The organism is Sphingomonas sp. Leaf230, from assembly GCF_001421745.1.
GTDB lineage: Bacteria > Pseudomonadota > Alphaproteobacteria > Sphingomonadales > Sphingomonadaceae > Sphingomonas.
In genome coordinates, this window is record NZ_LMKW01000011.1 from 210,934 (window position 1) to 223,260 (window position 12,327).

The 12,327-nt window shown below is 65.2% G+C and carries 16 protein-coding genes; 5 read left to right on the forward strand and 11 right to left on the reverse strand.

Features of this window, described 5'->3' with window-relative positions; translation table 11 throughout:
* Nucleotides 1-203: 203 nt before the first annotated feature.
* From ASE82_RS15180 to ASE82_RS15220, 9 genes are all read right to left on the reverse strand, one after another.
* The gene (locus tag ASE82_RS15180; RefSeq protein WP_056065110.1) at nucleotides 204-524 is read right to left on the reverse strand and encodes a DMT family transporter; all 321 of its coding nucleotides are present in this window, start codon (nucleotides 522-524) and stop codon (nucleotides 204-206) included.
* Between the two features lie 156 nt (nucleotides 525-680).
* Nucleotides 681-1,298 carry a F0F1 ATP synthase subunit B family protein gene (locus ASE82_RS15185; RefSeq protein ID WP_056065113.1) on the reverse strand — a complete coding sequence of 206 codons (618 nt, stop codon included), beginning with the start codon at nucleotides 1,296-1,298 and terminating at the stop codon, nucleotides 681-683.
* Entirely contained in the window at nucleotides 1,291-1,785 is a 495-nt protein-coding gene (locus ASE82_RS15190) for a F0F1 ATP synthase subunit B family protein (protein ID WP_056065115.1), read from the reverse strand. The genes ASE82_RS15185 and ASE82_RS15190 overlap by 8 nt, the downstream gene beginning before the upstream one ends.
* Before the next feature lie 54 nt (nucleotides 1,786-1,839).
* The gene (locus ASE82_RS15195; RefSeq protein WP_055873230.1) at nucleotides 1,840-2,067 is read right to left on the reverse strand and encodes a F0F1 ATP synthase subunit C; all 228 of its coding nucleotides are present in this window, start codon (nucleotides 2,065-2,067) and stop codon (nucleotides 1,840-1,842) included.
* Nucleotides 2,068-2,106: 39 nt separating this feature from the next.
* Nucleotides 2,107-2,865, reverse strand: a complete 759-nt coding sequence (locus ASE82_RS15200) for a F0F1 ATP synthase subunit A (protein WP_056056028.1) — start codon at nucleotides 2,863-2,865, stop codon at nucleotides 2,107-2,109.
* 70 nt (nucleotides 2,866-2,935) lie between these two features.
* Nucleotides 2,936-3,256: an AtpZ/AtpI family protein gene (locus ASE82_RS15205; RefSeq protein ID WP_056065117.1), complete on the reverse strand. Its 321-nt coding sequence runs from the start codon at nucleotides 3,254-3,256 to the stop codon at nucleotides 2,936-2,938.
* 278 nt (nucleotides 3,257-3,534) lie between these two features.
* A complete protein-coding gene (locus ASE82_RS15210; RefSeq protein WP_056065119.1) occupies nucleotides 3,535-3,915 on the reverse strand; it encodes a YdbL family protein in 381 nt (126 codons plus the stop codon).
* A gap of 1 nt (nucleotide 3,916) precedes the next feature.
* On the reverse strand, nucleotides 3,917-4,096 hold the full coding sequence (locus ASE82_RS15215) for a YnbE family lipoprotein (protein WP_082441587.1): 180 nt from the start codon (nucleotides 4,094-4,096) through the stop codon (nucleotides 3,917-3,919).
* Nucleotides 4,097-4,140: 44 nt separating this feature from the next.
* The gene (locus ASE82_RS15220) at nucleotides 4,141-7,308 is read right to left on the reverse strand and encodes a YdbH domain-containing protein (protein ID WP_235524739.1); all 3,168 of its coding nucleotides are present in this window, start codon (nucleotides 7,306-7,308) and stop codon (nucleotides 4,141-4,143) included.
* A gap of 86 nt (nucleotides 7,309-7,394) precedes the next feature.
* Here ASE82_RS15220 and radC point away from each other — a divergent pair, with 86 nt between their 5' ends.
* The 3 genes from radC to ASE82_RS15235 all read left to right on the forward strand — a co-directional run bounded on the left by radC (nucleotide 7,395) and on the right by ASE82_RS15235 (nucleotide 8,858).
* Nucleotides 7,395-8,099, forward strand: coding sequence for a RadC family protein (radC, locus tag ASE82_RS15225; RefSeq protein ID WP_056065124.1), 705 nt, complete (start codon nucleotides 7,395-7,397; stop codon nucleotides 8,097-8,099).
* A gap of 82 nt (nucleotides 8,100-8,181) precedes the next feature.
* Nucleotides 8,182-8,391, forward strand: a complete 210-nt coding sequence (locus tag ASE82_RS15230; RefSeq protein ID WP_235524740.1) for a hypothetical protein — start codon at nucleotides 8,182-8,184, stop codon at nucleotides 8,389-8,391.
* Nucleotides 8,392-8,456: 65 nt separating this feature from the next.
* A complete protein-coding gene (locus ASE82_RS15235) occupies nucleotides 8,457-8,858 on the forward strand; it encodes a BLUF domain-containing protein (RefSeq protein WP_056065128.1) in 402 nt (133 codons plus the stop codon).
* A 75-nt stretch (nucleotides 8,859-8,933) separates the two neighbouring features.
* Here ASE82_RS15235 and ASE82_RS15240 read toward each other — a convergent pair whose 3' ends face one another.
* Nucleotides 8,934-9,362, reverse strand: coding sequence for a calcium-binding protein (locus tag ASE82_RS15240; protein WP_056065130.1), 429 nt, complete (start codon nucleotides 9,360-9,362; stop codon nucleotides 8,934-8,936).
* Between the two features lie 231 nt (nucleotides 9,363-9,593).
* Here ASE82_RS15240 and purB point away from each other — a divergent pair, with 231 nt between their 5' ends.
* Together purB and ASE82_RS15250 are read left to right on the forward strand one after the other, a co-directional pair.
* Nucleotides 9,594-10,892: an adenylosuccinate lyase gene (gene purB, locus ASE82_RS15245; protein ID WP_056065132.1), complete on the forward strand. Its 1,299-nt coding sequence runs from the start codon at nucleotides 9,594-9,596 to the stop codon at nucleotides 10,890-10,892.
* A gap of 503 nt (nucleotides 10,893-11,395) precedes the next feature.
* A complete protein-coding gene (locus ASE82_RS15250) occupies nucleotides 11,396-11,659 on the forward strand; it encodes a PepSY domain-containing protein (RefSeq protein ID WP_056065134.1) in 264 nt (87 codons plus the stop codon).
* 170 nt (nucleotides 11,660-11,829) lie between these two features.
* On the opposite strand, the gene ASE82_RS15255 is transcribed toward ASE82_RS15250, so the two are convergent.
* Nucleotides 11,830-12,282: a TM2 domain-containing protein gene (locus ASE82_RS15255; protein WP_056065135.1), complete on the reverse strand. Its 453-nt coding sequence runs from the start codon at nucleotides 12,280-12,282 to the stop codon at nucleotides 11,830-11,832.
* Nucleotides 12,283-12,327: the final 45 nt, after the last annotated feature.

The window sequence follows — 12,327 nt, forward strand, 5'->3', positions numbered from 1 at the left end:
CGGAGCCGCGGAGAGAAGGTTCGAGCGCCCGGCGTTCGCTCTCACGCTGCCGAAGGCTTACATCCGCTCGTGGCTGCTCGGTACATCATCCCGAGCCGCAACACCTCCGCGGCTCCGCGTCTCCGCGTGAACCCACCTTTTCTTCGCGCCTTCGCGCCTTAGCGTGAATCAATCTTACGCGCCCTACGGGCGAAGGCAGAAGGTCAGGTTTGGGCGAAGACCTTGGTGCCGACGATGCCGACAACGGTCACGGCCATGAAGCAGGCCTGGATGCCGCTGACCTTGTCGTCGAACAGGATGACGCCGCCGATGATGACACCGATCGCGCCTGCGCCGGTCCAGATCGCATAGGCTGTGCCCGCTGGAAGGCCGCGCATGGCGAGCGCGAGCAGGCCCATGTTGACGAAGCTCAGGATGATCGGGACGCTGGAGGCCTGCCATGTGGCGACGGTGGCCGCCCATTTCAGGCTGAGCGCCCAGCAAATTTCGGTGACGACGGCGACGGCGAGGATGAGCCAGGACATGAATATTCTCCAACGGGCTCAGATTGGAGACTCGGCCGCCGGAAACCCGGGAAGAGACGGCCGTCAATAATGATGGGTCGCGGGAGGAACGTGCCCTCACCTTCCCACTGCTTTGCAGCGGGCCCCTTCCTCTCCCCCGAGGGGAGAGGAGCAGGATCAGTTTAGGCGGCTTAGGCCGGAGATCGAGCGGTCGACCATCATGCGGTCGGCGGCGGCGTCGTGATGCTCGGCGATGAGGATACCGGCAGCCTTCGCCGCAGCATCAGCCGCCCGCGCGCGGACTTCGGCGATCGCGGCGCGCTCGGCGGCGGCGATCTTGTCCTCGGCCATCTTCGCGCGGCGGGTCATGAGGTCTTCGGCACCAGCCTTCGCCTTAGCGATGATCGCCGCGGCTTCGTGGTGCGCGTGAGCCTTCATGGCTTCGGCTTCGACGTGCGCGGTCTTGGCCTTTGCCTCGTACTCGGTGCGGATCGCTTCGGCTTCGGCACGGAGCGCCTTGGCTTCGTCGAGCTGCGTGCGGATGCCGGCGATGCGCGTATCGAGCATCTGGCCGATCATCCCTGGAACCTTCTTCCAGATCATCAGCAGGATGACGACGATCATCGCCACCGCGACCCAGCCGGTCGAGGTCAGGCCGAGCGCGGTCGGATCGGGCACATGCTCGACGCCGCCGGGCGCGGCCGTGTGACCCTGGAGGCCCTGATTGTCGATCGCACCCTCGGGCGCCATGCCGTCGCCGTGGATGACCTTTGCGGCCGAATCTGGATTAGCCATGCGCCGTCGTCCTGCGTACCGCGTCGGTCGCCGCGTCCAGGCTGACCTGGAGGCCGGCTACCTTGGCGGCCAATTGCTGTGCTGCTTCGGCGGCGACACCCTGCAAGTTCGAGAGCGCCTCGGCCTTAGCGTTCGCGACCGCCAGATCGTGATGACCCAGACGCTCGGCGAGTTCGGCGTCGGCCGCATGGACCTGCTGCTCGAACGCGGTCGCCGCGCGCTTGGCTGCTGCCGCGGTCTCGGCCTGCGCCGCGACGCGAGCCGCGTCCATTTCGGCCTGCCAGTTCGCCTGGACCGTATCGGCCTGCGTACGGGCAGCGACCGCTGCCGCCAGATCGCCCGCGATTCGGCCTTCGCGCGAGTCCACGTTGGACACGATCTTTGGCACCATTCCCTTGCCGATCCCGAAATACAGGATGCCGAAGGTGAGGAGCAGCCAGAAGATCTGCGAGGCGTAGGTAGCGGCTATCTGGGAAATCTGGGGCATGTCGGTCCTTCGTGAAACGGCCGGGCGCGGTCGCCCGGCCAATTCAGCGAGTTGTTAGGCGACGAACACGAGGATGATCATCGTGACGAAGGCGAGCAGACCGAGAAGCTCGGCTGCTGCGAAACCGATGAACAGACGGCCCTGCTGGCTGTCGGCTGCGCCTGGGTTACGGAGAGCGCCGGCGAGGAACTGGGCGAACACGTTGCCCACGCCGAGTGCTGCGAGGCCCATGCCGATCGCTGCGAGGCCGGCACCGATCATCTTTGCTGCTTGTGCGTCCATGGTAAATTCCCTTTGAAAATCAGTTAGGTAATGGAAAACTTAGTGGAGATTGACCGCGTCGTTCAGATAGACCGACGTCAGCAACGCGAACACGTATGCCTGGATCGCGGCGACCAGCAGTTCGAGCAGCGTGATGCCGATCATCAGCAGCATGCTCGGCGCGCTCACCAGACCGATATACATCCCGCCGAGGTTCAGGCCATTGATCACGAATGCGGCCAGCACCTTGAGCAGGATATGCCCCGCGGTCATCGCCACGAACAGTCGCAGACCGAGCGAGAACGGACGCACCAGGAACGACATCAGTTCGACCACGAAGATCAGCGGGATCATCAGCGCCGGGGTGCCGCTCGGCACGAACAACGAGAAGAAGTGGAAGCCGTGCTTGCCGAAGCCGACGAGCAGCACGATCGCAAAGCTGATCAGTGCCAGCACGCCGGTGACGGTCATGTGGCTGGTGACGGTGAACGGATGCACGCCCGGGACGATGCCGAACGGCAGGAGCCCGATGATGTTCGCGAACAGGATGAACATGAACAGCGAGAAGACGTAAGGCACGAAGCGCTTGCCGCCGGGGCCGACATTCTGCTCGAGCATGCCCGAGATGAAGCCGGTGAAGCCTTCGACCGCCATCTGCCAGCGACCGGGGACGAGCTCGCGCTTCATGCCACCGATCATGAACGCCCAAAGCGCGACCAGCGTCACCACCATCCACAATGCGGAGTTGGTGAACGACAGGTCATAGCCACCAACGATCCAGTGCGAGCCGAACGCCGGCTCGATCAGGAACTGGTGCATCGGATCGATCTTGCCGCCCTGTTCTGCCGCCACGTGGAATCCCTGCCGTCTTGATACGACAAACGCCCGGTTACTCCGGGCGTTCGCCTGAAATTCGAATGATCTGCCTGAACGCGACCGCTATCCCGAGGAACAGCAACACGATCAGTCCCCAAGGGCCAGTGCAGAACCAATGGTCTATCAACCATCCGATCAGCGCACTGCCGACGAGACTCCCGATCAGAGCGGAAATGACGCGATTGCCTTGCGAGTAACCCCGCTCGGCATCCGCCCCCTTCTGCCCCTTTGTCAGCGTTTCCCGATGCTGCGCCTCTCGCAATCGCTCATCGAGCGCGGAAAGTCGCGGATCTTCAACACCCTGGGGGTCCTGTCCGGGTTCGATCTCCGCCACGCACGTTCCTCCACCTGATTTCGCATCGGGGAGGAAGCAAGCAGCGACGAGCGATCCCGCCAAGGCGCGGTCCGTTTAGAAAAGGGGGGGGTGCAAGTCAACCGGTGTGACAGGGGTGTCATTAATCGAGGCGGCGGATGAGATTGAGCCGCCCCTACTTCTTTCCCCTCCCTGGAAGAGAGGGGCCGGGGGTGGGTCGGCCGGTTGGCTGGCGTCACGGTCCCCAAGCAGCCTACCCACCCCACCCCCTCCCTTGTCAGGGAGGGGAGCACGTTAGGTCAAACGCAGCGCGAATCGCGTTCGGGGGCGCCGGCGGTGCGCGTCTTCCAGACACCGTTCGGCGTCTTGTACTTCTCACCAGGGTTGGTCTGCAGGATCAGGTTGCAGCCGCTCGTGAACGCAAGCTGCTCGACTGTAGCCCCGCTTGCCTGCGCCTTCTGCGTGTACGCCGACTTGCGCTGGATATTGATGTTGTTGACCAGCGCGCGAAGATCGCCGCTCGCCGCGCCGACCAGCCCCAGATAGCCGTCGGGCTGCTCGCCGACCTCACCGCCCGCACGCGCTGCGGCGTAGGCCGGATCGCGCTGCGCGGTCGCCGCGACAGACAGGCCACCGAGAGCCGCCGCTGCGGCAACCATCATAAGGACCTTGGTCTTCATCTTAGAATATCCCCGGATTCTGCTGGATCAACGATTTCGCCTCGCCATCGAGACGATAGACCACTTCCTGCGTGACGTTGATGTTGAGGTTGATCTCGATCGGCTTGTCGGGCGCCGACACGTTGATGCAGCCCGGCAAGGCCGCCGTCAGCCCGATTAGTGCGATCGTCCTCGTCATCATCTGCAAGATCGGCCTTTGCTCCAGCTTCTTCAATCCTGTTTCGGTCATGGCACGATCCTGCTTGCGGGAGGCTGAATGGTTGGGAGCTTAGGAGGAGGCGGTGCGGCCTGCTGCTGGAGCAAGGCCGGCAGGTTGCGCTGGATCAGCCGCTTCGGATCGTAGAAGCTCTGCGCCGAATCGAGTAGCCCGCGGAACGGCGCCTTGATCCGGATATTGAAGATGAACGGTAGTTTCTGCAGGCGACGGACGATGAAGTTCGCCTTTGCCCCCTCGCCCTGGCTGATCCCGGCGAACCGCACGTCGGTGACCATTTCGCCCGCGAGCGGCCCGTTCATGCCGACTCGCAACGACTGGTAGCGGAGCGACTTCAGCGCCTGGAACGCGATGTTCGCCCAGACGCCGAGATCCTTCTGGCTGAGATCGCCGACATAGGCGAGCGTGCCGCCGCCCGGCCGCACGCGCAGGTCGCCGCCCTCGATCCGCCCGCCGCTCTCGTCGAAGATCATTGGCAGGACGCCGTCGAAGATGCCGGTCGCATCTAGATTCTTGAAGTCGAACTGCTGGAGGAACTGGTCAGCCGCCATGTTCGCGACGTGGAACGTCATCCGCCGCTCCTTCGGCGCGGAAAAGTCGAGCAGCGTCGGGTCGAGCGTCAGCGATCCGCCCGCGAACGGCCACGCGCCGCCTTCGACCTGAACGCGCGCGCCCGGGAGAGTCTGATAGCGGATCGTGCCGTCGGTAACCGGAATGCCAGGGTTGAGCGTGCGGATCGTCGCCACCTGACCCGGCGCGCTCTGGAGGTTGAGCAGGTCGGTGAAGCGGATCTCGGTGGCGATCCCGGTGACGGGGCCGAATGCGGCGGCGAGATCGGTGCCGGCGGTGCGGAACACGCCGGTGCTGGTCACGCCGTCGGGGTTCCAGACGATATGCCCCTCACCGCTGACCGTTCCGTTGACATCGGCGATCACGCCGAAGGTCAGCGGGGTGAGCGCGTCGGGTTGCAGCTTGTCCTTGGCGAACGCGATCGCGGGGACATTCAGGTCGGCCTTGCCGGCGCCGGCGCCGAGTGCGTGGGTCAGAGTGACGTCGGCGACCTTGGTGTTGGTGGTCGGCTCGAACAGCGTGCCCGCCGCGGTGATCGTGCCGTTGACGAGCGCGAGCGTCACGGTGCGCGCGGCGAGCGACTTGAAACGCGGCGTCGGCGCGGCATCAGATACCCCCATCGCGCCGGTTAGGTTGAGCGCGCCATTGACGAGCGTCCAGTCGCCGGCAGCTTCGCCGAGCAGCAGCGGCACGTTGGCAATCTGTCCCGAGCCACCTGTGAACGCGCCCACCACGCCCTGCCCGGTCATGCGGCCCGTGACGGTGGCGAAATCGAGTCGCGTGACTCGCTCGGGGACGCCGATCCGGGTCTGCACGCCGTCGATCGCAAAACCGCGATCCGCCAGCCGCACGGTCGCTCCCGCGGTCGCGAGCGTGATTGGGGTTGTGCCGAGTCGCCCACCCAGCTTGGCCGGGGCGATCTTCGCGCCGCCGCTGACCCGCGCGCCGTTGACCTGCACCAACGCACGGTCGAGCGGGCACAAGGTCAGCCGTGACGGATCGAGCACGAGGCCGGAGATCGCAAAGCGCTGGAATGCCAAAGGCGCGCAACCAGTGTTGACGACCAGCCGCCCGCGACCGTCCCAAAGCGCCGCAACCGGCATCGACAGACCATCGACCCGGTTGCCGGGACCGCCCGCACCGATCGGTCCCCCGAGCGTGACACGCGTCATGATCGAGGTCGCCCCGCCCGGCGTCGCGCTGAAGGTGACGGGGTTGAGCGCCAGTCGCGCGCCACCCGCCGCATAAGGCGCGATGGTGGCGACACCGCGGATCGCCGCGCCCGGTTTCGCCTGCGCCAGCGACACGCGCGCCTCGGGCAAGCCGCCGCCGCGCATCGCTAGTACCGTGTCGAGCCGGACGCCGCCGTTCGGCCAACCGAACGCGACCCCGGTTCCGCCGCCGAGCGCCACTCGCGCACCGCTGGCGGACGCGAGCGCCAGACGCGACAGCACGGCCTGGCCGCGCCCACCGTTGACCCGCACGCGAAGGTCGGCGTCAGCGGCAAATCCGCGGCCGGCCTTCTGGACCGCCTGCGTTACCGCTTTAGCCAACGGCGCGACGGGCGTCCCGGCGCCCGCATCACCGATGCCCGTCAGTCCCGCGAGTCGCTTCTGCGCCACTGCCGCCCCGCTCGCCTGGACGCGCCCGTCGAACGCGATCTGCTGCCCGATCCGGTAGGTGCCCGCGAACGAAACCCGCCGCGCGCCGCCCTCGATCGTGCGAACGGTATCGGCGGCGATGTTCGCCTTGCCGCCGGTCGTCGCCGCGCTTCCGGTGAAGTCGATCGTGCCCCCGACACCCGCCAAAGTCGCACCCGGCGTCCGGGCCGCGCCTGTCTTGAGCGTCGCCTTACCCTGCCAGCGATCGAGCGCGGCGGAGAGGCCGACGTCCAGATCCGCCACGATCCGCTCCGCCTGCGTCGTCCCGCAGGCGAGCCGCGACACGCGCACCGGCCCCGTGATCGTCGGTTTCGCCGCGTCGATCCGTAGCTTCACCGTTGCCGCGAGCCGATCGATCACGCACCCGCCGACATCGAGCCGCTCGCTGATCGCTGCCAGCGTACCGCGGAACCCGTCGTCGAGCTTGCCGGAACCGGCGAGCTTCAGTCCGACGATCCCTTGCGGCGTCTCCAGCCGCATGCGCCCATCGGCGACCGATACGTCGAGCGCCGGCAACGCGAACGGCTTCCCCGACGGCGCTGGCAGCAACCTGTCGATCGCGCCAAGCGAGACCTTGCCGTCGACCAGCCGCCCGCGCAGCCGGACCTTCCCCGCGCGTACTCCCACCAGATACGGTCCCGACAACCCGACACCGGTTCGCGTCTCAACCCAGTCGGCGACCAGATCGGGATGCGCTGGATTACCGATTACGACGTTCGTCAATCGCTGGCCGCCCAGCGCAAGATCGGCGATGTCGTAGCGCGCAGGCACGCCGGCCTTGGCGAGTTCGCGGTCGATGAAACCCTCGGCGATCGGCTTCCGCACCAGCCACAGCACGACCAGCGCGGCGATCAGCAGCAGCGCGATCCCCAGCGCAACGCGGCGGGCGGTCGCGGTACGGCGAGGATGGGCCCCGGGGTCGGCCCCCGTCTCGCTCGTCTCGCTCACCAACGCACTCCGCCATATTCGAGGTCTCTGCATAGGCGGGAGCGAGGTCGTCATGCAATTGCCCAGGGATGTGCTAGCATCGCAAAATGGCCGAACCGGACGAAGACGCTGACGTCCGGGGGGACGATCTGAAGGGCCATCGCGGCCGCCTCCGCAAACGCCTGTTCGAAGGCGGCAGCGACGCACTGCTCGACCACGAACTCATCGAATACCTTCTAGCGATCGCCATACCCCGCGGCGACACCAAGGCGCTCGCCAAGGCGCTGATGCGCGAGTTCGGCGGGATCGGTGGCGTGCTGACCGCGGATGCCGAGGCGCTAGGCCGGGTGAAGGGCATGGGGGAAATCTCGACCGCCGCGATCAAGATCGCGCATGCCGCCGCGATCCGCCTGCTCCAGTCGCACGTCAGCGACCGCCCCGTGCTCGCCAACTGGCAAGCGCTACTCGACTATCTCCGCGCGGACATGGCGCACCACGCGATCGAGCGCTTTCGCGTGCTGCATCTCAATACGAAGAATATGCTGATTCGCGACGAGGTGATGAGCAAGGGCTCGATCGACCAGGCCGCGGTGTATGTCCGCGAAGTCATCCGCCGCGCGATCGACCTCGGCTCCGCGTCGATCATCCTCGTCCACAACCATCCGAGCGGCGACCCCTCCCCCAGCCGCGCCGATATCGACATCACGCGGACGATCGCGGAAGCAGGCAAGCGGCTCGGCATCACCGTCCACGACCATATCGTGATGGGCACCGGCGGCCATGTCAGCCTGCGCGCGCAGGGGTTGATCTGACGCAATCAGATAAAGGAGAAACATCCGAAACTCCTCGTGCCTTTTCATCCGTATCTTCGTTGTCACGGCAAAGGAATTGCATGTGGATAACAAGTTGCACGACGAAGCCTCGGAGGTAACCGCCGAGCACGGTCAGGTCATGGTCGACGGGCCGGACGGGGTCGCGGTATCATTGACGCCCGACGCCGCGGCCGAAACTTCCGATCGGCTGCTCAATGCCGCCGTCGAGGCGCAGGGGCAGATTTTGGCTGAAACTCGAGTCGCTAAAGATCGAGTGCGCAAAGCCGACTGATCTACCGCAAGTCGCTTCTCTTCGATCCATAGTAGCGATCAGCGCGACTATCGACCGGAGACGCGATGCGCAAGATTCTCTACATGAGTTCGAGCACCATAGCCGGCGACAAGGCCGATCTCGTGGGAATATTGCAGCAGTCCCGGCACAATAATGCGCTGCATGACATCACTGGGTTGTTGTGGTCGGACGGCACGCATTTTTTGCAGGTGATCGAGGGGCCTACCGCATTCGTCGACGCGACGTTCGGCCGTATTACGCAGGACGATCGTCATTACGACCTGTCGCTCCAGCACAATATCCCAATCCATGAACGGCAGTTCGGTGCTTGGACGATGGCACACAGGCGCGCGGACGATCCTGTCGATGCGTATGATGCGCGCATGCGGCGCCTGCTCAGCGGCGCGTCGCAGCGGGTGCGCGATCCCTTCCTCGCGCTGATGGCGACGGGTTCGCTGGACGGCTGACGTGACGAAGGCCGCCGGGCGTAAACCCGACGGCCTCGATCCGTGAGATGGCACTTTGCGGACGTGTCGTTGCGGTCAGCCCTGCGACAGGAAGCTGGTGACCTCGGTCTTGGTCAGCGACTTGCTCTTGTCGGTATCGGCCTGCGCGAAGGCGGCGGAGACCCATTTCTTGGTCTCGGGCGCGTCGGGCTTCGTCGAGGGATCGGTCTTGCTCTTCAGTGCGACCATCCAGCCGCCGAATTCGGTCGCGCTGAGTTTGCCATCGCCGTTCTTGTCGTAGGTCGGGAACTCGGTGTCGACGACCTGTGCGACCTGACTGCCGGTCGCGGGCTGCTCGCGCGCGGCGGGTTGCATCGGCACCGCATCGGTTGGCGTACCAGATGGGGCGGCCTGCCCGACAGCAGCACCGCCCGGCGCCGAAGTCTGCGGGGATGTCGTGGTCGTCTGCGCCAATACGGGTGCAGCAACCAGTACCGCGCCGGCCAGCATAGCATATTTCAACATTGCGTCTCTCCGGTAGTGTTCTACGCGTCTACTAAGCGATTTTGCGACCATGCCCGATATATACTCGGCATAGCGAACCGCTTGCTCACTATATACGCGGCACATGCCCGGATTTATACCTCGCGACGGGTGTTTGAACCTTCTCCTGCGTCCTGCTACCGCGTTTCGCATGCAACCGCGGGCCGAACGGCACGCGACGCGCCCTACCCTTCACGCTCCCGAGGAAACCCGATGGTCCCCCGCTATTCCCGCCCCGACATGGTCGCGATCTGGACGCCCGAAGCGCGCTTCAAGATCTGGTTCGAGATCGAGGCGCACGCCACCGACGCGCTCGCCGAACTGGGCGTTGTCCCTAAGGAAGCCGCCGCCGCGATCTGGGAAAAGGGCGCGTTCGAAGTCGACCGGATCGACGAGATCGAGCGCGAGACCAAGCACGACGTCATCGCCTTCCTGACCAACGTCGCCGAGCATGTCGGCCCCGAGGCGCGCTTCATGCACCAGGGAATGACCTCGTCGGACGTGCTCGACACGTGCCTCGCGGTGCAGCTGGCCAAGGCGAGCGACATCCTGATCGCCGATCTCGACGCTTTGCTGGACGTGCTCGAACGCCGCGCGCGCGAGCACAAGATGACGCCGACGATCGGTCGCAGCCACGGTATCCACGCCGAGCCGGTGACGTTCGGGCTGAAGCTGGCGCAGGCGCATGCCGAGTTCGCGCGCAACCGGGCTCGACTGGTGGCGGCGCGCGAGGACGTCGCGACCTGTGCGATCTCCGGCGCGGTGGGCACGTTCGCGAACATCGATCCGTTCGTGGAAGAATACGTCGCGGGCAAGCTCGGCCTGTCCGTCGAGCCGGTCTCGACGCAGGTGATCCCGCGCGATCGCCATGCGATGTTCTTTGCGACCTTGGGCGTGATCGCCAGCTCGATCGAGCGACTCGCGACCGAGGTGCGTCATCTGCAGCGTACCGAGGTGCTCGAGGCGGAAGAGTTCTTCTCGCCCGGCCAGAAGGGTTCGTCGGCGATGCCGCACAAGCGCAACCCGGTGCTGACCGAGAACCTCACCGGCCTCGCGCGGATGGTCCGCGGGTACGTCACGCCAGCGATGGAGAACGTCGCGCTGTGGCATGAGCGCGACATCTCGCACTCGTCGGTCGAGCGGTACATCGGGCCCGATGCGACGATCACGCTCGACTTCGCGCTCGCGCGGCTGACCGGGGTGATGGACAAGCTGGTCGTGTACCCCGAGCGGATGTTGAAGAACCTCAACAAGATGGGCGGTCTCGTCCATTCGCAGCGCGTGCTGCTGGCACTGACGCAGGCGGGCGTGAGCCGCGAGGACGCGTATCGGCTGGTCCAGCGCAATGCGATGAAGGTGTGGGACTCGGACGGCGCGCTGTCGCTGCTCGAACTGCTGAAGGCGGATCCGGAAGTGACGCTGTCGAATGCGGAACTCGAGGACAAGTTCGACCTCGGCTATCATTTGAAGCACGTCGACACGATCTTCGCACGGGTGTTCGGCGCGGCCTGAGGACTAAAGGCAAAGGTTACTCCCCTCCCTGAAAGGGAGGGGTTGGGGGTGGGTCGGCTGGCTCGAGCCACACCCGTCTGGCGCTTGCGGATGCCAACCCACCCCCTGCCCCTCCCTTTCAGGGAGGGGAGACCGTTGCGGATCGGCGGATGTAACGTCCGAAACGACCCAAATGCAGGTAACGCAATTGCGATTACGTGTTACAAAATTGCGACAACGCGCAACTAAGCCCATATCCCGCTTGCCGGATATTGTTCCGGCATCGGAGACCTACCCATGCGCATGTTCGAAACCGTGACCAGCACCATGCTGGCGATCGCGGCTCAAGCGCTGGTGGTCGGGGTGGTCATCACCGCCTTCTGATCCATCGGCCCGCCCGCCCCCTTCCAAGGGGGCGCGGCTAGGGCCCGAGTTTTCGCGCGGTCGATCTGGCCGCGTAAGTGTCTGACTTAGAACCAAATCGATTTCCTCGCGTTCGATACGCGCAACAAGGAGATCGTATCATGTCGAAACCCATTCTGATCGCCGCAGCCTTCGCCATGACCACAATGGCCAGCGCGCCCGCCTTTGCCGACGAACCGGGCCGTGGCTGGATCAGCAGCGCGCGCGTCACGACGATGCTGGCCAAGCGCGGTTACAAGGTCACCAAAATTGAGGCCGATGACGGCCATTGGGAAGGTGAAGCCGCGCGGCGTGGCGCGCAGTACGAATTCCACGTCGACCCGCATAACGGCAAGGTCACGAAGCTGGAGCGCGATCGCGACTGATCCGCTTACGCGATCCTCACCCGCAAGGGGGAGGTGTCGCCGAAGGTGACGGAGGGGGAGGACACGGAGCCGGGGTTTGTACGTGCCTCCCCCTCCGTCTGGCAAGAGCCAGCCACCTCCCCCTTGCGGGGGAGGATCGCACGAAGTTCACGTCACCGGATCGCCGGTCTTTACCGCTTGCGAGGATAGCGTGCGGCGAATTCCTCGTCGGACATCATCAGATAGCGGATCATGTCGATCAACGCCCAAGGCGCGCTGATGACTAACCCGATCACCGTGATGCTCAGCACCAGCATGATGATCCCGGAGCCGGTCCGGCCGAGGTAGAAACGGTGGATGCCCAGCGTGCCGATCACGAACGCCATGACCGCCGCGACGTATTTGTTGCGATCGTTGATCGGGAGAGCCTCGGGCGGCACGGCGCGACGGGGGCCCGGTGCGGTCGGCATCGGGAAGACGCTGAGCGCGCGATCGTTGGCGGCCTCGAAATCGACTTCCAGACCGATCGCGGGTTCGCCACGATGCGCCCAGTCTTCGCGCGCGAACCGGTAACGCTGTCCGTCCTGTCCCGCGACGAGTCCTTCGCCCGTGCGGGGATCGACGCCTAAAACCTGTCCGCGCATATTATTCCTCGGTGTTCGTTTCGCATTCTGGCGGATGATGTGGAT